This is a genomic window from Anabaena sp. PCC 7108 (genome assembly GCF_000332135.1).
GTDB lineage: Bacteria > Cyanobacteriota > Cyanobacteriia > Cyanobacteriales > Nostocaceae > Anabaena.
Map to the genome: position 1 here is coordinate 2,869,084 of NZ_KB235896.1, position 26,550 is coordinate 2,895,633.

Here is a 26,550-nt window from a genome sequence, read left to right on the forward strand (position 1 = left end):
GTTCATTTTAAATTTTTAATAAAAATAAGTATGACTGAAAACATAGACCATGACCGATTATTTAAAGAATTAATCTCCACATTTTTTCTAGAATTTATAGAACTCTTTTTTCCCGAAATTCTCAAATATCTAGATACCAACTCCATCATTTTATTAGACAAAGAAATATTTACCGATGTTACCGCAGGAGATAAATATGAAACAGATTTAATAGCTAAAGTGCAATTTATCGGCAAACCTTCCTACTTTCTCATTCACATTGAAGCCGAATCAGGTTCACGTGCGAAATTCAATCAACGAATGTTCCGATATTTTGCCAGATTAGATGAAAAATTCGACTTGCCAATTTATCCTATCGTTATATTTTCTTATGACTCACCAAAAACTATAGCAGTCAATAACTATCAAATCAACTTTCCTGACTTTGAAGTGCTAAAATTTAGTTATCGAGTTATCCAACTCAATCAATTAAATTGGCGAGATTTTTTAAATCGTCAAAACCCAGTTGCATCTGCTTTAATGTCAAAGATGAACATATTAGCAGCAGATCGACCAAAAGTAAAAGCAGAATGTTTAAGGTTGTTAGTCACTTTAAAATTAAATCCTGCTAAAATGCAGCTAATATCAGGGTTTATTGATAGTTATTTAAGACTGAATCAAATAGAAGAAGAGAAATTCCAAACAGAATTAGGTTCACTAATAAAAGAAGAAAAAGAGGAAGTTATGGAAATAGTAACTAGCTGGATGGAACAAGGTATTGAAAGAGGTATTGAACGAGAAAAAGACTTAATTATGCGTCAAATTAATCGTAAATTAGGCAAAATTGAACCTGAATTAGAAACACAAATTAGAAGCTTAGACCTAGAAATAATTGAACTTTTAGCAGAAGAAATATTTGATTTATCTACAGTAGAAGATTTGCAAAATTGGTTAGATAAAATATAATCTACAAAAATTGATCAAAATATTGGTCAAATCATTAAGATTTATTTACTTAAACAACATGAATATTGTTTAAATCAACAGCCATAACCCAGTCAGCAACTAGGTTTTCCCGTCTCCCACGTCAAATAACCTCGCAACAAACCTTATTTGTTCATAGCCAGTAGGTTTGAGAAAATCAGAAGCGATTTAATAATCAAGCACTTATAGTTATTTGAGTTGTAAAGGGAGAAGACCGGATGAAATTGGCTTACTGGATGTATTCAGGCCCCGCCCACATTGGTACTTTGCGGATTGCTAGTTCCTTTAAAAACGTTCACGCAATCATGCACGCACCTCTCGGTGATGACTACTTTAACGTCATGCGTTCCATGCTATCGCGGGAGAGGAACTTCACCCCAGTGACAACCAGTGTGGTTGATAGAAACGTTTTAGCGCGTGGTTCTCAAGAAAAGGTGGTGGATAACATCACCCGCAAAGACGCTGAAGAACACCCCGATTTAATTGTTTTAACCCCCACCTGCACCTCCAGCATTCTGCAAGAAGACTTACACAACTTTGTGGAAAGGGCGCAGTTGGAAGCAAAAGGGGACGTAATGCTGGCGGACGTGAACCATTACCGCTACAACGAATTACAAGCCGCAGACCGGACTTTACAACAAATCGTTCAATATTACATTGAGAAAGCCCGCAAGCGTGGGGAACTACCGACAGAAAAAACTGCTAAACCTTCAGTTAATATCTTTGGTATTTCTACTCTTGGTTTCCACAATAACCACGACTGTACGGAACTGAAACGGCTAATGGCTGATTTGGGAATTGAGGTAAATACTGTCATTCCTGAAGGTGCTTCGGTTCACGAGTTAAAGAATATGCCAAAAGCTTGGTTTAATCTAGTTCCTTACCGCGAACTTGGTTTAACTACAGCTAAATATTTAGAGGAAGAATTTGGGACTCCTTACGTAGATATTACGCCGATGGGTGTTGTGGAAACTGCAAGATGTATCCGCAAAATTCAGCAGGTAATTAATGCCCAAGGTGGTGAAGTTGATTACGAAGACTTCATTAATGAACAAACTCTCCATGTATCCCAAGCTGCTTGGTTTTCCCGTTCGATTGACTGTCAGAACTTGACTGGTAAGAAAGCGGTGGTATTTGGTGATAATACCCATGCGGCGGCTTTAACTAAGATTTTGGCGCGGGAAATGGGGATTCATGTGGTTTGGGCTGGTACTTATTGCAAATATGATGCTGACTGGTTTAGAGAACAGGTGAGCGAATATTGCGATGAGGTATTGATTACAGATGATCATGGAGAAATTGGGGATGCGATCGCTCGCGTTGAACCTTCTGCTATATTTGGTACACAGATGGAACGCCACGTTGGTAAACGTTTGGATATTCCTTGCGGTGTGATTGCAGCACCAATTCACGTTCAGAATTTCCCCATTGGTTACAAACCATTTATGGGTTATGAAGGTACAAATCAAATCACAGATTTAATCTACAATTCCTTCACTTTGGGCATGGAAGATCACCTTTTAGAAATCTTTGGTGGACACGATACAAAGGAAGTAATTACCAAAGGAATTTCTGCGGAATCTGGTTTGAATTGGACAAAAGATGGACAAGCAGAATTGAATAAGATTCCTGGTTTTGTGCGCGGAAAAGTGAAGCGAAATACCGAAAAGTTTGCCCGTGAACGTGGGTTTAAGGATATCTCGGCTGAGGTATTGTATGCGGCTAAGGAATCTGTAGGGGCGTAGGTTTCGAGGTTAGTTAATAAGAGTGAGTGGTGAGGGGTAATATTTACTCTTTACTACTTGCTTTTATTTTATTGATGTTGTTGATTTTGGTGCAAAAGTCGAGTTTCTTATAAAAAATAATTTAGTGTATAATACTATCTATTATATTCTTAAGTATCTAAATCTACATCTATGAAACTCTCCTTGGTTAAACCTTATAAATCTATAACTTTTCTTACAGAGACTGAATTACCTGATTTTGTCGTACTGACTGGAGTTAATGGTTCTGGAAAAACTCAACTATTAAAAGCAATTGAAAAAGGTAACATTCTGGTTGATGATATTACAGTTAATAAGCAAGAAAAAACAGTCAGATGTTTGAATTGGATTGATCTTATATCTCTTATCTCTAATGATGGTGGTGGTTCTGTAGGTCTTTTTCAAATGAGTCAGGAAAAAAGTAATTTGTGGATTGAGCTTTCTAGACATATTAAAAATGGTCACTCTCAAATTAACAATATATTACAAAAATTTAATAAACCTGATCTCTTAAATATAGAAATTCATAATCTTGTGAATATGAATGAAAATGATTTAACAAATAAAGGACTTAATCCAGAAGAGGTGACACAAATTCTTACAGCAATTCAAAAAGCAAATCAAAATACCAAGAAAGACTTCACAAAAAATGATCCTAACTATCGTTTAAAAATAGTTGAGCTATTAGAAGATAAAGCGGAAATGTATCTCATAGCCTTTGAACAAGAAGATTTTTATAAAAATTTTCCTGAGATAAGTCGAAAAAAGTCTATTGATATATTCCAACAATCTTTTGCTAGACTTTTTATGGATTATCACAGGAATTGGTTGTTTAATGAACTTAAGCAACTTAGAAATTCTAAGGAAAGCAAAGATATTGAATATTTATCTGATGAAGAGTTTAAAGAAAAACATGGAAAACCTCCTTGGTATCTCTTAAATGATATTTTCAAAGAAGCTAATTTAGACTTCTTAATTAATAAACCAAATAAATACGAAGATATTCCTTACGAACCTATTCTTACAGACCAACTAAGGGGAAATGTTGTCACATTTGGTGATCTTTCATCTGGAGAAAAGATTTTAATGTCATTTGCACTATGTTTATACTATACGAAAGATAGTCGTCAGCTTGTAAATTATCCAAAAGTTCTGCTTTTTGATGAAATTGATGCCCCACTACATCCTTCAATGACTAAATCTCTTTTAAATACAATACAAGATGTACTTGTAAGTCAACATAAAATAAAAGTAATACTGACAACGCACTCACCATCAACAGTGGCTTTAGCTCCAGAAGATTCAATATATATCATGAATAAAACTGGAGAAAATCGTTTACAAAAAACGACAAAAGATGACGCACTTGCTATTCTAACTTCTGGTGTTCCTACCTTAAGTATAGATTACGAAAATCGCCGTCAGGTATTTGTTGAAAGCCAATATGATGTTGAATTTTATGAAAAGATTTATAAGAAATTAAAGAACTATTTAACACCAGGAATTTCACTCAACTTTATTTCATCTGGAGTAGGAGGTAAGGGAAACTGTGATCAAGTTGAAGAAGTTGTAACTCAGCTATATGATAAAGGTGGTAATAGAACTGTTTATGGAATTATTGATTGGGATTTAAAAAATATTGAGAGCGAACGTGTGAAAGTTCTCGGTCAAGGAAATCGTTACAGTATTGAAAATTATATTCTTGATCCAGTTCTCTTAGCAGCTTTCTTATTGAAAGATAAGTTAATCGAACGCTCAGATATAGGTTTAAATGAAGATGAGACATATATTCACATTGCTAATTTCGATAATATTCGGCTTCAAAAAGTAGCTAATTTTATAGTAGATAAAATTAGAGAAAATTTGCCACCTCAAAATGAAGAGACAATTCAGCAATGTGAATATATTAGTGGACAATCAATTAATTTGCCAGAATGGTTTCTTCAGATTCAAGGACATGAATTAGAAAATAAGCTAAAAACTATTTTCCCAGGACTCAAGCGATTTCACCAAGAACCTAAACTTAAAGAAGAAATCTTAAAGACAGTTGCTGATGATATGCCAAAACTGCTTTCTAAAGATTTTATACCGTTATTCCATAAAATTCAGAATGTTAACTTTTAAACAAAATAATCATTGAGTCCGTTTTAACGAACTTCGACTATTAGACTGGGAATTAATTCCCAGACGGGTTATAAAGCTAACTGATAATATTAAAAAATATCAGCTACAGCATGAGGAAAAATCCCACCATGTCCAACTAAACAAACTTAAATGATGCTCGTAATAACGTAAGTTGCTAGTTAAAGAAATTGTCTGAATCAGGATGTCCAGGATTTAAGGATGAACAGGATTAAGACTGAGATTTTATCACAAATTACCTATTACCAGCCTCAACTAGATAACTAGCAACTTGAGTTATTATTGAAGGTAGTCGATTTTTTGTAGGTTGGGTTAAGCAACAGCGCAACCCGACTCATTTGTTAGGTTATGGCTAACGCCACGCTACGCGAACGTCCCTCAACCCAACCTACAAATCAAGACTTTTTTCGATTTGGACAAGGTATTGAATTATGAAGTTGTTTATTTCAGTGAAATATTACGTAAAGTTGTAAATCATCCTAATAATATATTTTTATATCCCTTTTAATAAATTTTTAGTAAAAATTATTACAATTAACTTGACAGCTATTACACCTTGACAAATTCAGTTCTTACAGGTTAGGAGTACACTTCTACTATTTCCTAAATAGAAGATTTACTGATAAATAAAAATTTATAGCAGATAAATATCACAATACAAACTTATTATTTCCACCATTCAACCGCCCAAATCACCAATTTGAGTATTCACCGAAGTATCTCTCAAAACAATGTAATAAAAGTATCATAAAAATATCGCAAATTCTTCTATAGAAAATTAGCAGATGCGTGTTAAGGTTTTAATTTCGTTGTCTTCCCCTAGCGCTTCTGCCCATGCATCTGCATTATTTACACCCCCAACACCTTGAAGAATTAGTCAAGGGCAATGGTATTTCTTTACACATAGCTCAATTAAATTTTAAATCGCTTCAAGGCGTGAATGCCTATGAATATCTGCTGATTTCCGACCAACTCCCCCGCACCAATACTGGCATGATAAAAAACGGCTGGTTACAGCGTTACAGCCACATTACAGAAGGTGGTTGGTGGTGTTCTGGACGAGATCCTCTTAACAATTGGCAAATGATGGAATGGGGATGCTTTAAACCCAGTCAACCCCGACAAAATCAAAATGGCAAATCTATTAAATATGAACATCCCCCCAGCACACCAACACGGGTGTTTTGTTTGCGGGTGACATTGCAAATTTGGCAGCAAGTTTCCCAACGTTATCAGATTGCAATGCCTGACAATATTAGCATTACTGAAGATGGCGAAGCAGTCGGTTTTTGGCAATGGATAATGGCATCTAACATTGCGATCATTATTTGCGAAGGTGTGAAAAAAGCAGCCGCATTATTAACACAAGGATATGCTGCTATTGCTATTCCGGGAATTACCAGTGGTTATCGAGTTATTAAAGATGAATTTGGCAAAGTTACCCGTCGTCAATTAATACCTGATTTAGCTATATTCGCTAAAAATAAACGTAATTTTTATATTTGTTTTGATTTTGAAATTCAAGCTAAAAAAATTGCTGCTGTTAATAATGCTATTTCCCAACTTGGTTGTTTATTTCAACAAGAAAACTGTCCTGTAAAAGTTGTTGAACTACCAGGAAAAGAAAAAGGCGTTGATGAGTTTATAGTCGCTAAAGGTGCAATCAGTTTCGATAAAGTTTATCGCCAAAGTGTTGATTTAGAAATTTACCTTGCCCAAACAAAACCCCACACAGATTTAACAATTCCGGCGGCACTAACTGTGAAAGTTCCCTATTTAGGTGAACTACCTTTTCCTACCTCTGGTTTAGTGGGAGTTAAATCAGCTAAAGGCACAGGTAAAACCACAGGATTACAAGCTGTTGTGACTAAAGCTAAAAATCGTAATCAACCAGTTTTATTAATTACTCACAGAATCCTTTTAGGGCGTTTTTTGTGTGAAAAAATTGGGATTAATTGGGGAATAAATAAAACAGAATGGTTTGCGGAAGATGAGCCGGAACTACCAATTACTCAATCTTTCGGTTTATGTATTGATTCTATTTGGAAACTGAAGCCAGAAGATTGGCAGGGTGCAATAATTATTTTAGATGAAGTTGAACAATCTTTATGGCATTTACTCAATAGTAATACTTGTAAACAAAAGCGGGTAAGAATTCTTAAATTATTCCAAGACCTGATTTCTACAGTTTTAAAAACTGGGGGTTTAGTAATTGCCCAAGATGCAGATTTATCAGATGTTTCACTAGAATATTTACAAGGATTATCAGGAATAAAATTAACTCCTTGGGTGGTTGTCAATGAATGGAAACCTCAGCAAGGTTGGGATGTGACTTTTTATGATTCTCCTAACCCAACACCTTTAATTCATCAACTAGAATTAGATTTAATTGCTGGACGTAAATGTTATGTGACTACGGATAGTCGAACTGGACGTTACAGTTGTGAAACTATTGAAGGTTACTTAAGGCAAAGATTACAGAAATTGAGAAAAGAATTTCCTAACACATTGGTAGTTAGTAGCCATACTACTAATACACCTGGTCATGCAGCGGTTGATTTTATAGGTGCTATTAATCAAAAGATAACTGATTATGAAACTGTTTTTGTTACTCCTAGTTTGGGGACAGGAATTAGTATTGATGTTCAACATTTTGACCGAGTTTATGGCATTTTTCAAGGGGTAATTCCTGACTCAGAAGCACGACAAGCTTTAGCTAGAGTTCGGGATGATGTACCGCGAGTTGTTTGGTGTGCTAAACGCGGTATTGGCTTAATTGGTAGCGGGAGTACAAATTATCGGTTGTTATCTTATTGGTATCAGGAAAATCAAAAAGAAAACTTGGCTTTGCTGAGTCATTTACATAAAATTGATGTTGATTTACCTTTGGTTTATGACCCAATTCATTTAAGAACTTGGGCTAAATTATCTGCTAGGGTAAATGCTTCTATTCGTCTTTATCGTCAATCGATGCAAGATGGTTTAATTACAGATGGGCATCACATCCAGATGCGGAGTAATGCAGTTCAAAATAATATTCTTCGAGATTTGCGTTTGGCATTTTATGCAACGGATTCTAGTGATATAGAAACCCGAAAAAGGTTAATTGTAGAAATTGTGAAAGTGCAGAAAGATTGGGCGCAAAGTCGCCAAAAGGCTAAAGACATTAAACGCAAAATCCAAGATATTAAAATTCATAATCAATTATTCGCTGCAACTGCTGTTGCTAATGCGAAAGATATTGATTATGTGGAATATGAACAACTATTAAGTAAGCATTCTTTGAGTGAAATCGAACGTCAAGAAATTAATAAATATATCCTCAGACAAAGATATGGAGTTGAAGTTACTCCGCTGTTGAAGTTACAAGATGATAAAGGATATTATGGACAATTGCTAATTCACTATTATCTAACTCATGAAAGTGAATATTTTCATGTTAGAGATGAGCAAGAATGGTATCAGCAATTATCTTGGGGTGAGGGTAAGGTTTTTCTGCCGGATTTAAGGACTTATACTCTGAAAGTAGAGGCTATGATAGCTTTAGGAATGCTCCAGTTTTTGGAACCAGAAAGAGTGTTTAGTGAAAGTGATGCTGATTTAATTTGGCTAAAAAATGTTGCTGTTCAGAACAGTAAACATATTAAAAGAGCGCTGGGTATTGATTTGGTGAGAGGGAATGAAGTTGTTTCTGGAATTAAGATCATTAGCCGCATATTAAATTTATTGGGTTTGCGGCTGAAACAGGTAAATGATGTCTATCAAATTGATTTAGAATCATTAACAGATGGTAGAGAAAAAATCTTTGCAGTTTGGCAGCAAAGAGATGAGTTGATGTTAAATCATTTGCAAGGTGTTGATTGTGTTTTAGAATTGAAGGGTGGGCGATTAGAAGTTGCTGCTACTTAAACAATTCAAAATCCTAGCTTTTTTAAACGCAAAGGTACGCGGAGGTTAGCGCAAAGGTAAGCAGAGATTTTCTCAAGTTAATTCGCTATGTTCCAAAAAAAATTACATGAATGCTGAAGAGTTGATAAATCAGGGATTAAAGAAAAAGTTAGGAGGGGATTTTGAAGAAGCTATTGCGCTATTTAACCAAGCAATAGAGTTAGAACCCACTCTAGATAAAGCTTACCAAGGAAGGGGAAATGTTTACTTGGTTTTAGAAGAATATGAAAAAGCGATCGCAGATTATCAGCAAGCAATAGATAATAGTACTCAGTTGGAGCAGAATCTCAATTTCGATATTGCTAAGGCTTTCCATGGCCGGGGGTTAGCTGATTTTAATCGCGGGAATTATCAGGAAGCTATTGCAGATATTAACAAGGCTTTGGAATATTATCCCAATTTTGCTGTGGCTTATAGCAATCGGGGTAATATTTACCATAGTATCGGTCAATATACAGAAGCGATCGCAGATTATAACCAAGCAATACATTTAAAACCCAACTTTGCGGAAGCTTATCATAATCGTGGTAATAGCCGTTACGCTCTTCAAGAATATCAGGGTGCGCTCGCAGATTATAACCAAGCAATACATTTAAAACCCAACTTTGCGGAAGCTTACTACAACCGAGCTTTGCTTTTTTGTCATCTTGCCAAATATGACAAAGCCATGCAAGACTTTAACCAAGCAATCAAACTCAATCCTGATGATGTTCAAGCATACTACCAGCGGGGTTTGCTGCGTAGTACTTTGGGAGATGATCAAGCCGCAATTCAAGACTTTAACCAAGCATTACAAGAAAATCCTACCTTAGATGTAGTTTACGGCTTTCGGGCTAATGCGCGTCAGCGATTGGGAGACTATCAAGGTGCAATAGAAGATAGCAATCGACAAATACAACTTAATCCTACTTTAGCCACAGGATATTGCGATCGCGCTACGGGTAGATATTCTTTAGGAGACTATCCAGGCGCAATTAAAGATTATAATCAGGCATTACAGATAAATTCAAATTTAGCAGATGCTTATTATGGAAGAGCTATTGCTTATCAAGCTTTAGAAGATTTTTCCGCAGCAATTACAGACTATAACCAAGCAATCAAAATTGAACCGCATTTTCCCCAAGCTTACTGCAATCGGGGTAACGCTCGGTGGTTGCAAGGAGATGAACAAGGAGCAATTGCAGACTATAACCAAGCAATAGCACAAAATCCCGATTTAGTCACAGCTTATTACAACCGGGGTTTGAGCCGCTATGCCTTAAAAGACTTTGTAGGCGCAATCCAAGATTATACTGAAGCATTAAGGTTAAATCCCCAATCAGCCAGATTTTATAGCGATCGCGCTAATGCCTACTATGCCCTACAAGACTATCACAAAGCAATAGCCGATTACAACCAAGCAATTATCATCAATTCTCAGGTAGCTCAGGACTGGTTTAACCGGGGTCGAAGCCATTTTTGGTTAGGAAACTCAAAAGCAGCGCTAAGAGACTTAAATCAAGCCTTAAAACTCCAACCATCCTCAGCTTCCGCTTATCTAATGCGGGCAAATATTCGCCGACATTTAGGAGATAAGCAAAATGCCATTGACGACTTCCGCAAATCAGCTAACCTTTATTATCAAGAAGAAAAAATACAATACTACCGACAAATTATTAAATTGATAGAAGAAATCCAATGATACTCCCTTCCAGAGAAAGATTAGTTATCTTCTTCCTTCTTTCTTTACTTCGCGCTCTTTGCGCCTTCGCGGTTTAATTAATCCATATTCTCTTAATAGGAAATCCCTAAGAACGATAAGCAACTCGCAGACTTTGGACTAAAATCACCAAAGAAGCCACAGCCATCAAACCGCCCCAAAACCAATAAGGTAAAAGCAAATACCGCTGCATTTGAGCCGTATCAGAAAGCCCCAAAGAACCAGCACTATAGCTAAATAGATAATTTAATTGGTGATAGGTACTCACGCAAGCTTGCACACCTAAAAATTGAATTGCAAACCCTTGTACCCAACGGGGAGCCTTCAAAGCAATTCCCAGAATAATGATACCCAACACCGGAATTGCAATCAACCCAAACCAAGAACGCACCCAAACTAATGTAGACAGCAGTAAAAAACCGCCTAAAATCTTCAAACTCAACGAAGCTGCTTTAAAACTGCGAGAAGCGAGAATCAAAGCTGCACCGGCGATAGGTGGACCCATTGGCCCTGCGGCCGCTACCATAGCTGGCCCAATCGGACCCAATGTTGAGCGCATAGTATAAGTAGCTACACCAGAACCATTACTAAAAATTTCCAACTTCTGAAAATTTCCCCCTAACATCAAAGCCATCAAGCCGTGACCCATTTCGTGAAACCAAGTTGCTAGAATAGTAAATGGGTATAAAATATAATCGCCGTTTGGTAATTGCCACAAAAATACAGTAGCGATCGCTGCGCCTATCAACCAATTTAACCCCATGCGTTCAACTTCTGCGGGGGCTTCTTGAGTCAGGAAGGGTGGAAAATCTTTTGGTTCCCTCATTGGTTAGGTTCCTAATTATGAATTCGTAATTGGTAATTATTCATTATTAATTACCAATTACAAACTAAGAATTACGAATTATTTGTCTAAGAAAGTTGAAATAAGAACGTTACCAAATCTCCTTTACCCAGACTGATGCGATCGCCTGGACGTAAGCGGTGTCTGTTCCCTGGTAATAGTGGCAAATTATTAATATAAGTGCCATTGGAACTACCAACATCTTCAATATAATGAGCGTCTCCCTCAACACGAATATCTGCATGAATCCGGGAGACAATTTCAGAATTTGGAAATCCAGCCACGTCGATATCGGGAGGAATCCGATCATTAGGTTTACCAATATGCACCACAGAGATATTTTGCGGTAATTCAATTTCCTGGTTACTTTGGACATGAAATAGCCGCGCCACAACTTGCTGTAATTGAGTTCTCGATGCGGTAACTGTTTGTACTATTGGTTCCGGTGCGGATTGAGCTACAAAAACTGGTTCTGGCTCAGTTTCTGGCTCAGGTTCTGGTGGTGTAGAAACTACTGGCTCTGGAACTACAGCTATAGGTGGTTCTACAGGCGGTAAGGGTGGGGTATTTTCCACTACAACAGGTGGTTCTACAGGCAATATTGGCGCTGTGGGTATTGCTTCTTGTGCTACTGAAACTACCGTAGGTGGAAGGGTGGAGTTAACAGGAGTGCCGAGTCCCAAAGCATCTGGTTGTAAAAGTTCTAACATTGGATCAGGTGTAACCAACGGTGGTACTTCCACCGGGATTTCAGGCGCAACGGTTGGTGCTACTGTTGTGGCTACCATTGCAGCGTTTGAGTGTAGGTTATGGCCACACTGACCACAGAAAGCAGCATCTGCCTGCACAGTTGCCCCACAGCTAGGACAATTAGTAGTCGCTGGCAAGGGTGTATAGCAAGCTTCACACTGAACAGCGCCGTCTGGGTTGGGATGATTGCAATTTGGGCAGACGATCATGGATTTAAGCCTTTGTCAAGGTCATCGTAAAATATATTACTAGCAAGCAGAAGTCAAAGTAATTCGTAATTGTCAACCCATGTCTAAAGCTAGGGACTTGTAACCTTGAATTAAGGCGGTATGCCAGAGGCATTATTACGAATTACCTTAGCGCAGCGTTTCCGCAGGAAAGATTACGAATTACGTTCGCGCAGCGTGCCGGAGGCACTATTAGTAATTATGCGGTCAGTTATCAGTTTCTTCACTGTTGACTGATTTAAGGTTTTAAGGTTTCAGTTCCAAACCAGCCTCTGCATCCAGGAGCCACAGTAGTTCTCCTTGGGGTTTAATTAAGCGAGATGGATACGTGAAATCATCAGCTTCGGGTGCGAAGACTTGGGCTAAAGCAGGTCTTTTATTAGCACCGGCAGCTAAAAAAATCACAGTTTGAGCAGCGTTGATGAATGGGTAAGTGAAGGTAATGCGCTGACTACTGTCTTTATTACCTACAGTGATCAAGCGATCGCATACTTTAAGCGCTTCTGTATGAGGAAATAATGATGCAGTATGGGCATCATCACCCATTCCCAATAAAACTACATCCAATGCCGGAAAATTTCCTGGTGCAGAATGGAAAAATTCTTGCAGATGCTCTTCATACTTAGTAGCATCTACCGCTGGATTGGCTGATAAAGTTGGTACAGCATGAATGTTTGCTGCTGGAATAGGAACACGATCTAGCCAAGCGCGACGTGCCATCAGTTCATTGCTATCAGGATGATCTGGTGCGACATAACGCTCATCTCCCCAGAACACATGAATTTTATCCCAAGGCAACTTTTGATTACCTATCGCTTCATACAACGGCTTAGGTGTGCTACCACCAGATAAGGCAATAGTAAATTGTCCCCGTTGCTGAATAGCCGTTTCCAATTTCGATAAGATCAAATCTAGCGCCCGTGCAACCAGCGCTGGTTGATCCGGTAGAACTTCAACCGTTTTGTTCATGGCTTCATCATTACATAACCGGCTTCCAGCAATACAATACCGAACTTCTGACAGTTTCCCTTTTTAACTTTTGAAACTTTTAACATCATCCAGTTAATTGGGAAATAATCAACCTAGAGGTTCTTTATCACCATTCATGGTTATTTGTCAGTAGTCATTTGTACTAACCGCCAATAATCATCGCAGAGGATAGGTTTAAGAATAAAGCTCCCTGTAGGGGGAACGTAACGAATCAATACTTAATAAATCGCTTTAGATATATAGGACTAATATTTGATTTTCAATAGTATTTTTAAGTAAATATACTATAAAAATGTAACATACTGAACTGAATATGCGTGTACGTCAACCTTGTGCTGAACATGAGTTAGAACTGCAACTTGTTCATGAAAGCCTCTTGGAGTTAACTTTTCAGCGTGGAAATATTGCCCAATCAACTGTAATTAAAACTGCTAAGGAAAAGTGGTTTGTCAATACAATAGCTGTAGCCGTCTGGGTTTGCGGGATTGGTTTCGGCTGCCGTATTATTTTGTATAGTTTTCATGATTTTACACAGCTTGTACAGCTTGCTAATATGCTATTTCATGTTTTGATGTGGGGCATACCTGTTATTTTTCTAATATTCATTTATATACTTTATTCTCCATGCTTCATCATCTGGACATTTGATCAAACTACCAAACACCTACTGCAAATCAAAACTAATTTATTGGGAAAACACCAAAAACGTATATTTGACTTCAGTAAAATTCAAGCTATCCAAGTTGAACAGGACTACGATTCGGATTTTCAGTCTTTTGAATGTAGCGAGTTGTATGTTGTGCTGAAATCTGGTCAGCAAATCACTCTTAGGCAAAGTTCTTATGAATCAAATCGACGCAAAAAAGCGATCGCGCTGAAACATCATCGAGAACTTGCTGAAAAAATGCGCTCCTTTGTGGGATTGGGTAATGAAGCCATTCCCAAAAACGAAAGAGCAGACGCTGTTTATATCCCCAGTGAAGAGGAAATTAATCAAGAAATAGAAGCTGGTCATAAATTGGCGAAACAAGTCTTTGGCACGTTATTTTCTAGCAAAGCCAAGAAACAAGAAACGCTACAAGAATTACGTTCACAGGTGAATCAAGATCCAACCAACCCAGCAGCTTGGGAAAGTTTAGCTATGATGCTAGGACTACAGCGAGATACACAATTGGAGTGTATTGAGGCTTATCATCAGGCAGAAACACTTTATCGTCAGCTTGGAGATACAGATAAAGCAAATGAGATCCAATCATTGATCAAACGTGTTAATAAAAGCCTTGGATGAAATTCAAAGTATAGGCTGCTCAAACAGTAGCAACGCCAGTACAAAATCCATCATAAAAATTGCTACCCAAGTAGTCACAACCGCTGTTGTCGCCGATTCTCCTACTTCTTTAGCGCCACCTTTAGTAGTTAATCCCCAACTACAGCCATTAACAGCAACTATAGCCCCAAAAATTAACCCTTTGAGCAAAACAATTAATACATCTGAAGGCAATAAAAAATCTCTGACTGACTCTAAAAACGTCTCTGGAACCACCTGATAAAATTGTGAAGCGGCAAAAGCTCCACCAGTGATACCCATTAATAAAGCGAATATCATCATTAAGGGCATCATCAAACAGCAAGCAATAACTCTTGGTAGTACAAGATAATCAATGGGATCAGTTTTGAGCATATATAGTGCGTCAATCTGTTCTGTGACTCGCATTGCGCCTATTTCTGCTGCAAAAGCTGAACCAACTTGTCCGGCAATGATACTAGCAGTCAAAATTGGTGCTAATTCTCTACAAAAGGCTAAAGCAAAAGCACCGCCGACACTCTCTACTGCACCAAATCTGACTAATTCTCTTGCCGTTTGAATGGTGAAAATCATCCCAGCAAAACCACTGACTAGCAGAACTGGTAAGAGCGAAGCAGGTCCTGCCGTTACCATATGCTCTAAAATCTTCCGGTAGTAAGTTTTTCCTTGAAGTAAATGCAGGCAGATTTGACCAAATAGGAGGACTGCGGCCAGACAGCGAACAATCCATAATTGCTCTAAATTTCTTTTTGGTTGCAACGTTACCGCCAATTAATATTGAATTTTATTATTTAGTTAATATTCATCACAATTAAACATTGACTGGAAACATTACCCCTAATTTATGACAAATAAGATATCCCAATCAGCAATTGCATCCCGTTGAGCAATTAATAATTCCTGAATGCCTTTTTCAGAAAAATCTAGTAATTGATTTAACTGAGTACGGCTAAAGCTACCTTCTTCTGCTGTTCCCTGAACTTCAATGATGCCAAGTTTGTGGTTCATGACAACATTAAAATCTACAGTTGCGGCTACATCTTCAATGTAGTTAAGATCCAAAAATGGCTCTTCTTCCAATAAACCTACAGAAACTGCTGCCACTTGTCCACGCAAGGGCGATCGCTCTAATACTCCCTGTTGCAATAATTTAGAAATTGCTTGAGCTAAAGCTACAAAACTGCCTGTAATTGCTGTTGTTCTTGTTCCAGCATCTGCTTGCAACACATCAGCATCTACAGTTAGTGTCCGTTCTCCCAAAATATCAAAATCCAAAGCTGCTCTTAAACTGCGTCCAATTAAACGTTGAATTTCTTGCGTCCTTCCCGATAATTTCATAAATTCCCTTTCGTGCCTTTGTTGGGTGGCAGATGGTAACATTCGGTACTCGGCGGTTAGCCAACCTTTGCCTGTTCCTTTTAAAAACTTAGGCACTCCCTCAGTAAGGCTGACTGTACAGAGTACTTGAGTATCTCCGCATTGAGCCAGAACAGAACCCGGAGTAAAGCGAGTGAAACCGGGTAGAAAACTATGGGGACGAAGTTCGTAAGGTTTTCGACCGTCTGGACGCTGCCAAGTCATTGGAGTTACCTCAAAATGTGGAATGCTTTTAGATTACCGCAGGAGAATGGGGATATGGGTAGCTAAATTTGAAATGGGAGTCAATTAAATACAATCCAAAATCCAAAATCCTATCACCCAAGTAAAGTCAGAATATTGTGCTGTACCTGTTCTGGGGAATAGTCACCATTAATAGTTAACAGTCGGCGACGACGATCATAATATTCTAAAATAGGAACAGTGCGATCATAAAATAACTCTACACGGCGCTGCACAATCTCCGGTTGATCGTCTGGGAGCGATCGCCCTAAAGATCGGCTAACCATTACGGCCTCTGCTACTTGCAGATAAATTGCCCAATTTAGCTTCTGTTCTAAACTGTCTAACAAAAAATCTAATTCTTCAGCTTGAAAGGCTGTTCTCGGATAACCTTCTAATATCCAGCCACACTTGACATCCTCCTGGTTGAGGCGAACTTTGATAAATTCAATCATCATTTCGTCTGGGACTAATTCCCCTTTTTCTACATATGGCTGGGAGAGACGGCCTAACTCATTCAATTCACCAGAGCCATTATCCGATTTTTTTCCAAATATTGCTTCTCGTAAAATCTCACCTGTGGAAATTAGAGGAACCTCAAAGTATTTACAAAGTCTTTCTGCTTGAGTGCTTTTTCCAGAGCCTGAACCTCCTAAAATCACCAATTTCACAACTATTTACTCCTCTTGATGTCAGATTTCTGACTTTTTAACTTTTTCTCAATTAAAATTGCTATTGACTTCAGAATGTCAATCAGAAAAATACACTCAATCTGTACAAAAATAGACTAATCATACAGCGTCAATTTGCTATTACTATTCACAGCAAAAGCTATTTAATGTATTGTGACTATTTAAGCTAATTTTTATGGTTGCCCAACTAGAACCCCCAAGTATCAATTTGACTCTCAGCCTACCATATTCAGTTCAGGGATTAGTGCAGGTTTTCACTACCTCCCAGCGAAATTTTTTTACGACTGTCATGGCGCAAGCCCTAAGAATTGCTGGTCAAGGTACACCAGTTTTAGTGGTTCAGTTTCTGAAAGGCGGTATTCGCCAAGGGAAGGATAAACCCATACAAATGGGTCAACATTTGGATTGGTTCCGTTGTGATTTGCCACGCTGCATTGATACACCACAACTAGACGAAGCTGAAAACGAAGCTTTACAGCAGTTGTGGCAGTATACAACAAAGTTAGTATCTGAAGGTAAGTATTCTCTGGTTGTTTTAGATGAATTAAGTTTAGCTATCAACTTTGGTTTAATTCCCGAAGCAGAGGTTTTAGAATTTCTCACAAAACGCCCTCCCCATGTTGATATTATTTTTACTGGTACGGAAATACCAATGTCTATACTGGATGTGGCTGATCAAATTACAGAGATTCGCCGTAGTCATCAACCTTAAATATTTTAAGTAGATAGGTATAATTAAACATAACTATGTGAATAAAAATTAACGATATTCAAACCCTCTTCTCTTCTTCTTCCTCCCTGATGATCCTAATAATCAAGATTTACACCTACTTGTTTAGGTTATTGTCATCGTTCTCAGAACCAGTCTAAAAACGATGACCGCCTGCTTATTACTTTTAAATTTGACCGCTAAAGGCAGGCTTTACTTTACGGTCAATCCTTTCCCCCAAGTCTTCAGCAATAGTTAGAACATAAGGTTTGCACTGCTTGACATTGACTATGATGCCTTGAGCTTCTTCAATTTCCAAATCTTCTACATAGCCTTTGCTGGCGGATATTGCTTCTACTGAACTTAGAAATGGACCAAAATAGTAAGTACAACGGGGATTTTGGGTAGCAATTTCTACCCACCAAGCTAATCCTAAGCCGTTGGATAAACTAACCAGTCCTTCTTTAAGGTTATGCCAAATTTTTTTCATGGTTTTCACCAGTTTATAAAGGTATTACAGGGTGTTCAACAATATGTTGGATTTATGCTCTGTTACATTTCTTTATACTCTTTTTGGCTTATTTTTTCAAAGAAACTGACCGTAGTTTATCAAGATAGTGAGTATTTAACGAACGTTGGCGATAAATTTCATAAAGCGCCATACCTGCTGCGACCGATGCATTTAGGCTAGGAGTCTTACCCTGTAAGGGTATTGATACTAAAACATCACAACCACGTTGTGTCAACATACTCAGACCTTCGCCCTCAGCACCAATTACCAAAACACTAGGTCCACTGAATGTTACTGTATGTAAAGGTTCGCTACCGGCCGCAGCAGTTCCATAAATCCAAAACCCAGCTTCTTTAAGTTGTTCTAACGCACGGCTGAGGTTAACAACTCTGGACACGGAAAAGTTTTCTAAAGCACCTGCTGCCACTTTCACCACAGTGGAAGTGATCCCGGAAGCCCTTCTTTGGGGAATCACTAATCCTTGAGCGCCTATGGCTTCGGCTGTACGAATAATTGCACCCAAGTTGTGTGGATCAGTGATACCATCTGCCACAACAATTACAGGGTCAGAGACAGATTTTGTTTGTTCAATTAGATCTTCTATTTCTATGTAGGCGTAAGGAGCTATTTGGGCTGCTATACCTTGGTGATTAGCTCCGTCAGTGATTTGGTCTAACCGCTTAGGCTCAACTTCATCAATAACTGAGCCATTTTCTTTAGCTTGCAGGATCAAATGATGGAAACGATGGTCGTAGCGAAGGCGAGTAGTAATCCAGATGCGATTGAGATTACGCTGACTTTCCAATGCACTCAATACTGGATGACGACCGTAGATGAGATCATTATCCTTATCTTGATCTTCTGCGGGTTTAATGACTGGAGAGGGTTGGGAGATGTGATGAGATATGCGGGGTTTACCAGAGATGGGTTTGCTTTCTCCCTTGGCTTGATGACGAGTAGGATTAGCAATGACGCGTTTACCCTTAATCTTGATGGGTTGTCCACGTTTGGGTTCACTAGCAGTATTAATTTTTCTTGGTTGATTTGTCATGGAAGTATTTGGGTGTGAATAAATTGGTGAGCATCACGATGATCTCAATTTAATGAAACATTACGACAGATTTTCCTACCACCAGGTGTAGCTACTGACTATCTCTCTAGATGGAGTTTTTGTAATAGTTCCGTTAAACGGGGATAATCTGTGAGATATAAATAGCCAACTAAAGTTTCTAGACTAGTTGCTTGTTGATAAATTTCGGGATTAAGTCGCTTGGGACGGCTTGTAACAGCGTTGCGACCTCTTCGGACAATTTCTAACTCGTTGCTCCTCAAATAAGGAGTCAGCGATCGCAAATGTAGCGCTTGTGTTTCTGCTCTGACCTGCGCCACTACTGAGCGATGGTAAATTTCTGACCGCTGCTGTGGCCATAGGTAATACATCCTAACATAAAGTTCGTAAATTGCATCCCCCAAGTAAGCCAAAGCCGAAGGAGAAACCTGTTTAATTTGTGCTGGGGATATTTGCTGGGGTAATTCTGCTGGGTTTACCAACAATGTAGTTTTATCTGAGGAATCTTGTATGGTAGATTCATCTTCTTGATCTAATGGCTGTTCCTCCTGTGAGTTCACAAGTTCATCATTCCTTGACTCAAATATATTAGCTGGATTATTTTCGCCCACATTTTTACTGCGGCAATTATCAGTTATTGACTGACTTGGGATATTTAACACTAGTAACAATTAATTACTAAATCTTTGTTTATTGTTAGCGATTGGCAGGTGATATTTAGAGGTATTTGGACACAAAAACTTTTCAAAGTACTTAGCGTAGTTTACGAATTACCCGTCATTATTCAAACCTAGTATGCCAATGCTATAATTCTACTGGGATAACTAGTATAAATCTTAGATTGCACTTTCAAACACATAAGTTGGCAAGATATGGAATTCTTATTTGATTTTTGTTGGCGTAGAGCTTTACTTTATCTAAACAAGGGCTACACTACTCAAGCTATCAGTAATCAAACCTAATCCTTTATAGCAGCTCATATAATTTTTGGGCTTTGCATAATTGCGGGATGATTTGAGAATCTGCATCAATATATAATCACCGCGTCTGGAGTGTCTCCGCGTCCCCGCGTCAGCCTCAATCATCCCCTTATTCAGCAACACCAATTTTTGTACCTCTCTCACAAGGAGAGAGGTTTTTTGCCCAACTGTTAAAAATTAAGCTATCCGATTTTGTATCTGGATAGCCCAAGTCAAGCAATCAAGATGACTTGATATTTTCTAAAGCCGCATCAACCGTAGGTTGAAGGGAGAGAAATTTCTCTAAGCGAACAAGCTTGACTGTTTGAGTTACACGCGCATTGGTGACAATTTGCAAAGTGCCTGTGGCGGTTTGAGCTTGCTTGGCCAACTGTACCAGCGCACCTAAACCAGAGCTATCAACAAAGTCAATTTGTGAGAGATCCAGAATGATGTGCTTTGGACCTTCGTCAATCTTACCACCCAATACCTTGCGAAATGTCGGCTCAGAAAAAGCGTCTAACAAACCTGTGAGGCGGAATAGCTGACAGTTATCCCGGGCTTCGCGAGTGCCTCTCAGGCTCACGGTTAGATTTAGTGGTTCAGCAATAATTCCCTCCTCGTCCTTTTGACTGAAAGTAAACGCTCAAGTATAGATGGTTTTGGCGTAAATTGTCTAGTTTGGGGATTCGATTTTGGATTTTGGATTTTGGATTTTAGATTTCGGATTTGGGATGTTAATTAACTCCCATCTCAAATCTAAACTCTAAACTCTAAAATTTATCTCTTCCTCTAGTGACCCATTCAGACATTTTTTTATTTTTACTTCACCTAAGCGATCGCTGCTTGGCGTGCTGTTTGCATTTCTAGCACAAATTGTGCAAATAAGTAATCAGCATCGTGAGGACCCGGACTAGCCTCTGGGTGATATTGTACGGAAAATACAGGTAGAGACTTGTGACGTACCCCAGCTACTGTGCGATCGTTTAAGTTCAGGTGACTAACCTCTACAACTGCTGATGGTAACGAATCCGGATCAATAGCAAAACTGTGGTTTTGGCTAGTAATTTCGACTCGTTGCTGTAAACCAGCCGGCTGATTTAAACCACGATGCCCAAATTTTAGTTTAAAGGTTTCTGCTCCTAAAGCATGACCCAAAATTTGGTGTCCCATACAAATACCAAACATGGGTTTTTCACTTGCTAGTAGCGCTTTAGCCGTGCTAATACCTGCTGTGACTGCGGCAGGATCGCCAGGACCGTTGGAGAGAAAAATACCATCTGGATTGTAGTTGAGGATTTCTTCACAAGATGTATCGGCAGGAACAACTATCACCCGACAACCATAACTGGCTAAACGGCGCAAGATATTACGTTTAACACCAAAATCTAAGGCGACAACGGTGAAGGTTTCCCCAATTTTAGCCACAGCCTCTGAGTTGAATTCCCATGCAGCAGTTGTTGACTCTGACCATTCATAAACATTTTGTGTGGTGACTTGCTGTACCAAATTAAGTCCTGTCATATTGGGAGCAGCTTGCACCAGTTCCAACAATTCTGATTCATCTAAAATGGATGTAGAAATGCCACCATTCATAGCGCCAAACATCCGAATTTTGCGAGTCAGGGCGCGGGTATCAATGCCGTAGATAGCGGGGACTTGATGTTTTTTCAGGTAGTCAGGTAGGGATTGTGTGAAGCGCCAATTACTCGGTTTATGACAGATATTGCGAGCGATCGCACCTTGCACTTGAGGTCTAGCTGATTCCTCATCTTCAGGATTGACCCCAGTGTTGCCTAATTCAGGATAAGTAAAAATAACAATTTGACCAGTGTAACTCGGATCGGTTAACACTTCTTGATATCCGGTCATGCCAGTGTTAAAGACCACTTCACCGATAGCGGTTCCCGTAGCACCGAAAGACCAACCGTGATAAGCAGTGCCATCTGCTAAGACAAGTAGAGCGGGTATTGCATCAGACATAGGTAATAGGTGATTAGTAATTGGAGCTAGAAGAGGGTTTTCTCTCTTCCATAATTTAAATTTAGTTCTTTATAAGACTACAAAAGTATATTTTCTCATGGTTTATTCTGGTGGATACTCTACATCTACAATATTCATTTCTATAATTGCAAGTTGCTCTTTCAACTCCTGATCACTAGGTCTTTTAGGGTATTCTTCGTGCGTATAAACCCATACAGGATAAACAGAGCAAGAAGCTTGATGAACAACATACATAAATCGGCCTCTACGAGAAGCACCTTGAAGTTCCGGCATAGAAAACCGAATTTTTCTAAATTCAAAATCTGGTTTGTAAGCACCTTTAGGAAAATTCTCGCTATCTGAATCATCAAAAAAGGGATCTTGGGCAAGGGTATCTATATAGGTCTTTATCAAAACCTCAAATGAATCTCTAGCTCTTTTGTTTTTTTTGTAGTGACTTTTAACAAGCCTAACAAGACTAAGCTTAAACTTCGGCAATGGCCTCATCGAATATATTTCGCAACCAGGCACTACTATCCTCCGGCTTTACTTCTGGAATACGTTCGTAATTTAAACGCAATTCCTCTAAAGTATCAGATAAAACTGCCTGATATTCGGGATCATCTTGCTCAATACAATCAAGAATTGTATCAACTAAGAAATCAATAGCATCAACACAAGCATCAAAAGATTCTCTTTGGGAGCTAAGATTCAAAAAAAGCAAATAAATTTTTGATTTGAGGATTTCCAAAAACCCTGTAGATCCCTGCGTTGGTTCAATGAAAGAGTAGGCAAAATCTCTTAAGTAATCACGTTGTTCAAAAGAAAAATTGCTCCACTCAGTCTTGATCTCTCTAGATGCTTTTTTTAAACGTGAAGCAAGCTCATCAAATTTGGCAGCAGAACTCACTTTATTGCCCCGAACTTGATAAATTTGATCGAAATCAATTAAAACTGCACTAGACACAGGTAATACCTCTACTTATATATAAATGACAACCTTAAATACCTTTCTAGAGAATATGACTCTCCACGGGTAATATCTGGTAATGCTAGACATAACTAGACATAAATATTTATATATTCATCAGAAAGTAATAAACTTCCTGTAATTAGTATACAATTCTTTACAAAAAACAACAATATATGTGTATACAAAAATACAAAAAATTCTTATTGAAAATCTTGGTTTGAAAATGATTAAACCTAAACCATCTTTAATTCGGTGGGGGCGCTACACTTGGATAGAGCCAGGGCGGTTAAACCCAAAAGTGATTATGCTTAAGCCTTTTTTATCCTGCACAGCCCTAATGATTCTCTTCAGTAGTCTAGCGGTTTTGACTGTTGCCTGTAGTGAAGATCAACAGACAACGACGACTGGTAGTCAACAACAATCTGTGCCTAATGGTAATCTGGCAGCAATACAGCCGCCGGCGAAGAAGCCAGACTCACTACCAGCCAACCTAAAATCACAGCCATTAGCACCGTCGGAAATTAATCCCAATACTTTAGAGTCGGCGCTGGACAAAGCTACCAGTGGTTTGACTATCAGTCAATCGGCTCAATCAACGGATGATTGGAATTTGGTAGCGAGTCAGTTTGAGGATGCGATCGCTCTCATGGGACAGGTCCGCCGAGACAGCCCTAATTTTCCTTTTGCTCAAAGAAAAATCGTCGAATATAAGCGTCAAATTAAGTTAGCACAGCAGAAAGCTCGCCCCAGCAGTTTCCCATCTCCAAGTCCTCAACCCCAAAGAGTTGTTGTTTTTGTTCCCCAGGCAAAACCAAAAATACCAAGTTACTCAAGTATTTCTTCTCCTAAACAAAAACCACAATTACCACCACCACAGCCTGTTTTCCCCTCATCAGAAATCTCCAGCCAAAATCATGAGGTATTCACAGCACCAATTAAGCGGAGAATTGGTGGCACGCCTATTGTAGAAGTGACTTTCAATGGTAGACAGCGATTTGAGATGATTGTGGATACGGGGGCTAGTGGTACTGTGATCACTCAAGAGATTGCAAATGCTTTAGGTGTAGTTCCAGTGGGGAAAGCTAAAGCCAATACTGTTAGTTCCAAAGCTGTGGAATTCTCTATTGGCTATCTGGATTCGATGGAAGTTGGCGGAGTGATGGTAAATAAAGTCCCAGTTGCGATCGCTGGTGCAGAATTAGAAACTGGATTGTTAGGACATGATTTTTTTGGCAACTACGACGTTACTATCAAACGCAATGTTGTCGAATTTCGACCCCAAACCCACTCAGAAATTAATTCCCCAGGAATTCAACTAACTGTTCCAACTTTGTCCAGGGGCTACCGCTTTGTAAAATTTCCCTAGCCAATGTTACACCTTGAGTATGGTTCAGCAGGGGAACTACACCCGCCACTTGTAATGCTAATGACGCATTCAGCGCTACCGCATCCTGTTGCGCCTGAGTCCCTTTTCCTTGCAGCACTTCCTTGAGAATTTGGGCATTTTCTGGGACATCTCCACCTTTTAAGGCTGTAATGGGCGCAGGTGTGATTCCTATTTCTTGGGGATTTACAGTTGTTAGCTGCACTTCACCATTAGCTAATACTGCTAAGTCTGTGATATCACCTAACCCCGCTTCGTCTAATTTTTCTCGCCCATGCAGTACAATCGCCTTTTGCGTTCCCAACTGGTTTAAGGTTTGTGCGATCGTTTCTATTAATTTGGGATCAAATACTCCAATGACTTGCCCCGTCGGACGCAAGGGATTTACTAATGGTCCAAGTAAATTAAACACTGTTCGTACTTTTAGATTTCTCCGTAATGGTGTAACTGCTTTTAGTGCTGGATGCCAACCAGGGGCAAACAAAAAGGTAATTCCTATTTCTTGGACTGCTGCTTGCACTTTCTCACTAGAAGCACCTAAGTTTACTCCCAAAGCTTCTAAAACATCAGCACTTCCAGTTAAACTAGAGGCGGAACGACTACCATGTTTAGCAACAGGCACACCAGCCGCAGCCGCAACGAAAGCAACTGCTGTGGAAATATTAAACGTTGATGCCCCATCCCCACCTGTCCCACAAGTATCAATAAGAGGTAGGGGCTGGGTATACCCATCCTTCTTGATAGGTACAGAAGAGAGGGATTTCAATACTTCAGCCATTCCTGTCAACTCTTCCACAGTTACACCTTTAAAGTGCAGCGCTGTTAAAATTGCTCCTGATAACTCTGGGGGAATCGCTTCATTTATCCATCCTTGCATCAATACTGCGGCTTGAGTACGGGATAATGATTGGCGATCTAATAATTGTTGCAGCACAATCGGCCAATTAATAGGAATTGGAGGAGTAGTCATAGCTTCTGGTTCCACTTGATCGGACTGGGATTTATCCTACCGAAAAAATGGCAAAGTATCAAAATAAGTAGTCGGACAAAATTAAATTCATTCATTGAGAGAGGGAACAGGGAACTCTTAACAGGGAACAGAAAAACCAGTTGTGTAATTAATTCTGTCTCATTACTTATAGCGTTAGACATCCAGACTTAATTGCAAAGCTAAATTAGGCAGATTGTTATTTTTTACTATTTTCTTGACAGTTTGTTTCACTTGATAGTTGCTAATGAATAACTCTTGACCTTTTTCAGCTTTTTTTTGCTTATAGTTATTCATTCCATACTGCAATTGCCACTCAAAAATATTTATATTTGCCCCTTGAAAATTTTCGCGGATTTGCGGTGAGTCGTCATAGGTAATTAAATATCGATGATCACATAGTTTTAAATCTTCAGCAAATTTTTGATCATCAAATCCCGTATGTAAATCACCATCTTTACCATATAATCTTGATTTTTTGGCAATTAAATAGGGTGGATCTAAAAATATAAATACATTTTCTCCTTCGGCATTGATCACTTGACTGTAATCTAAATTAGTAATTTTGACATCTTCTGTTAATATGGTTTCTAATTTTTCCAACCGATCTATAGATGAATCAGTAAATCTTTTATGAAAAGATTCCCAAGAAAAACCACCAGATTCTATAGTTCCCGAAAAGGTAATTCTGTTAAGAACAAAAAAACGCACGGCTCTTTCTAAATCTGATAAACTGCTGACATTAACACTTGTTAATTCTGAGAATAGCAATCTACCATCTTGATAAGTTTTTTTAACATAGCGAATTTTAGAAACTAATTTAGGTAAATCAGATTGAGCAAAATGCCAAAATAAAAATAACTCACGATTTAAATCGTTAATCCAAATCTTTAAATCAGGGACTTGTTGTTTTAAATAAATAAATACGGAACCACCACCCACAAAAGGTTCTCTGAATTCTGAAAAGCTTTCTGGTAAGTATTCAGATATTTGCTTGATTGCTCTTGATTTACCACCGGGATAACGGAGAGGACTTTTAATCATAACAAAA

23 protein-coding genes are annotated in these 26,550 nt (G+C 38.6%); 8 read left to right on the top strand and 15 right to left on the bottom strand.

From position 1 onward, the window contains the following. Positions 1 to 30: 30 nt before the first annotated feature. The 5 genes from ANA7108_RS0113565 to ANA7108_RS0113585 all read left to right on the top strand — a co-directional run bounded on the left by ANA7108_RS0113565 (position 31) and on the right by ANA7108_RS0113585 (position 10,497). Positions 31 to 945 (top strand): DUF4351 domain-containing protein, encoded by a 915-nt coding sequence (locus tag ANA7108_RS0113565; RefSeq protein ID WP_016951344.1) that lies wholly within the window; start codon positions 31 to 33, stop codon positions 943 to 945. 236 nt (positions 946 to 1,181) lie between these two features. Continuing rightward, complete coding sequence (gene bchB, locus ANA7108_RS0113570; RefSeq protein ID WP_016951345.1) at positions 1,182 to 2,708, top strand: ferredoxin:protochlorophyllide reductase (ATP-dependent) subunit B; 1,527 nt, start codon at positions 1,182 to 1,184, stop codon at positions 2,706 to 2,708. A gap of 171 nt (positions 2,709 to 2,879) precedes the next feature. Next, on the top strand, positions 2,880 to 4,850 hold the full coding sequence (locus tag ANA7108_RS0113575; protein ID WP_016951346.1) for an AAA family ATPase: 1,971 nt from the start codon (positions 2,880 to 2,882) through the stop codon (positions 4,848 to 4,850). An 852-nt stretch (positions 4,851 to 5,702) separates the two neighbouring features. Beyond that, positions 5,703 to 8,777: a plasmid replication protein, CyRepA1 family gene (locus ANA7108_RS0113580; protein ID WP_016951347.1), complete on the top strand. Its 3,075-nt coding sequence runs from the start codon at positions 5,703 to 5,705 to the stop codon at positions 8,775 to 8,777. Between the two features lie 106 nt (positions 8,778 to 8,883). Next, positions 8,884 to 10,497, top strand: a complete 1,614-nt coding sequence (locus ANA7108_RS0113585; RefSeq protein ID WP_016951348.1) for a tetratricopeptide repeat protein — start codon at positions 8,884 to 8,886, stop codon at positions 10,495 to 10,497. A 106-nt stretch (positions 10,498 to 10,603) separates the two neighbouring features. Here ANA7108_RS0113585 and ANA7108_RS0113590 read toward each other — a convergent pair whose 3' ends face one another. From ANA7108_RS0113590 to pgl, 3 genes are all read right to left on the bottom strand, one after another. Beyond that, positions 10,604 to 11,341: a M50 family metallopeptidase gene (locus ANA7108_RS0113590; protein ID WP_016951349.1), complete on the bottom strand. Its 738-nt coding sequence runs from the start codon at positions 11,339 to 11,341 to the stop codon at positions 10,604 to 10,606. Between the two features lie 86 nt (positions 11,342 to 11,427). Beyond that, entirely contained in the window at positions 11,428 to 12,318 is an 891-nt protein-coding gene (locus ANA7108_RS0113595; RefSeq protein ID WP_016951350.1) for an FHA domain-containing protein, read from the bottom strand. A gap of 264 nt (positions 12,319 to 12,582) precedes the next feature. After that, positions 12,583 to 13,305, bottom strand: coding sequence for a 6-phosphogluconolactonase (pgl, locus tag ANA7108_RS0113600; protein WP_016951351.1), 723 nt, complete (start codon positions 13,303 to 13,305; stop codon positions 12,583 to 12,585). A 334-nt stretch (positions 13,306 to 13,639) separates the two neighbouring features. Here pgl and ANA7108_RS0113605 point away from each other — a divergent pair, with 334 nt between their 5' ends. Beyond that, positions 13,640 to 14,614: a hypothetical protein gene (locus ANA7108_RS0113605; protein ID WP_016951352.1), complete on the top strand. Its 975-nt coding sequence runs from the start codon at positions 13,640 to 13,642 to the stop codon at positions 14,612 to 14,614. Positions 14,615 to 14,617: 3 nt separating this feature from the next. Here the strand turns inward: ANA7108_RS0113605 and ANA7108_RS0113610 are convergent, their stop codons facing one another. The 3 genes from ANA7108_RS0113610 to ANA7108_RS0113620 form a co-directional block, all read right to left on the bottom strand. Beyond that, entirely contained in the window at positions 14,618 to 15,391 is a 774-nt protein-coding gene (locus ANA7108_RS0113610; RefSeq protein ID WP_016951353.1) for an MlaE family lipid ABC transporter permease subunit, read from the bottom strand. 78 nt (positions 15,392 to 15,469) lie between these two features. Continuing rightward, positions 15,470 to 16,213: a ribonuclease PH gene (gene rph / locus ANA7108_RS0113615; protein WP_016951354.1), complete on the bottom strand. Its 744-nt coding sequence runs from the start codon at positions 16,211 to 16,213 to the stop codon at positions 15,470 to 15,472. A 113-nt stretch (positions 16,214 to 16,326) separates the two neighbouring features. Next, entirely contained in the window at positions 16,327 to 16,902 is a 576-nt protein-coding gene (locus tag ANA7108_RS0113620) for a nucleoside monophosphate kinase (RefSeq protein WP_016951355.1), read from the bottom strand. A 196-nt stretch (positions 16,903 to 17,098) separates the two neighbouring features. Here ANA7108_RS0113620 and ANA7108_RS0113625 point away from each other — a divergent pair, with 196 nt between their 5' ends. Beyond that, on the top strand, positions 17,099 to 17,635 hold the full coding sequence (locus tag ANA7108_RS0113625) for a P-loop NTPase family protein (protein ID WP_016951356.1): 537 nt from the start codon (positions 17,099 to 17,101) through the stop codon (positions 17,633 to 17,635). A 184-nt stretch (positions 17,636 to 17,819) separates the two neighbouring features. On the opposite strand, the gene ANA7108_RS0113630 is transcribed toward ANA7108_RS0113625, so the two are convergent. From ANA7108_RS0113630 to ANA7108_RS0113665, 7 genes are all read right to left on the bottom strand, one after another. Then, positions 17,820 to 18,122, bottom strand: coding sequence for a DUF1816 domain-containing protein (locus ANA7108_RS0113630; RefSeq protein ID WP_016951357.1), 303 nt, complete (start codon positions 18,120 to 18,122; stop codon positions 17,820 to 17,822). A gap of 88 nt (positions 18,123 to 18,210) precedes the next feature. Next, positions 18,211 to 19,194, bottom strand: coding sequence for a 23S rRNA (guanosine(2251)-2'-O)-methyltransferase RlmB (rlmB, locus tag ANA7108_RS0113635; RefSeq protein WP_016951358.1), 984 nt, complete (start codon positions 19,192 to 19,194; stop codon positions 18,211 to 18,213). A 98-nt stretch (positions 19,195 to 19,292) separates the two neighbouring features. Further along, positions 19,293 to 19,772 (bottom strand): Mini-ribonuclease 3, encoded by a 480-nt coding sequence (locus ANA7108_RS0113640; protein WP_026104175.1) that lies wholly within the window; start codon positions 19,770 to 19,772, stop codon positions 19,293 to 19,295. Positions 19,773 to 20,412: 640 nt separating this feature from the next. Further along, positions 20,413 to 20,784 (bottom strand): STAS domain-containing protein, encoded by a 372-nt coding sequence (locus ANA7108_RS0113650; RefSeq protein ID WP_026104176.1) that lies wholly within the window; start codon positions 20,782 to 20,784, stop codon positions 20,413 to 20,415. A 218-nt stretch (positions 20,785 to 21,002) separates the two neighbouring features. Then, a complete protein-coding gene (gene carA, locus ANA7108_RS0113655; RefSeq protein WP_016951361.1) occupies positions 21,003 to 22,154 on the bottom strand; it encodes a glutamine-hydrolyzing carbamoyl-phosphate synthase small subunit in 1,152 nt (383 codons plus the stop codon). Between the two features lie 102 nt (positions 22,155 to 22,256). Continuing rightward, positions 22,257 to 22,661: a hypothetical protein gene (locus ANA7108_RS0113660; RefSeq protein ID WP_016951362.1), complete on the bottom strand. Its 405-nt coding sequence runs from the start codon at positions 22,659 to 22,661 to the stop codon at positions 22,257 to 22,259. After that, on the bottom strand, positions 22,639 to 23,121 hold the full coding sequence (locus ANA7108_RS0113665) for a hypothetical protein (RefSeq protein WP_016951363.1): 483 nt from the start codon (positions 23,119 to 23,121) through the stop codon (positions 22,639 to 22,641). The genes ANA7108_RS0113660 and ANA7108_RS0113665 overlap by 23 nt, the downstream gene beginning before the upstream one ends. Before the next feature lie 310 nt (positions 23,122 to 23,431). On the opposite strand from ANA7108_RS0113665, the gene ANA7108_RS0113670 reads away from it, so the two are divergent. Next, positions 23,432 to 24,493, top strand: coding sequence for a TIGR02281 family clan AA aspartic protease (locus ANA7108_RS0113670; RefSeq protein ID WP_026104177.1), 1,062 nt, complete (start codon positions 23,432 to 23,434; stop codon positions 24,491 to 24,493). On the opposite strand, the gene trpD is transcribed toward ANA7108_RS0113670, so the two are convergent. Next, complete coding sequence (gene trpD, locus ANA7108_RS0113675; protein WP_016951365.1) at positions 24,423 to 25,481, bottom strand: anthranilate phosphoribosyltransferase; 1,059 nt, start codon at positions 25,479 to 25,481, stop codon at positions 24,423 to 24,425. The genes ANA7108_RS0113670 and trpD overlap by 71 nt on opposite strands. 174 nt (positions 25,482 to 25,655) lie before the next feature. Continuing rightward, on the bottom strand, positions 25,656 to 26,543 hold the full coding sequence (locus ANA7108_RS0113685; RefSeq protein WP_016951367.1) for a DNA adenine methylase: 888 nt from the start codon (positions 26,541 to 26,543) through the stop codon (positions 25,656 to 25,658). Positions 26,544 to 26,550 lie beyond the last annotated feature (7 nt).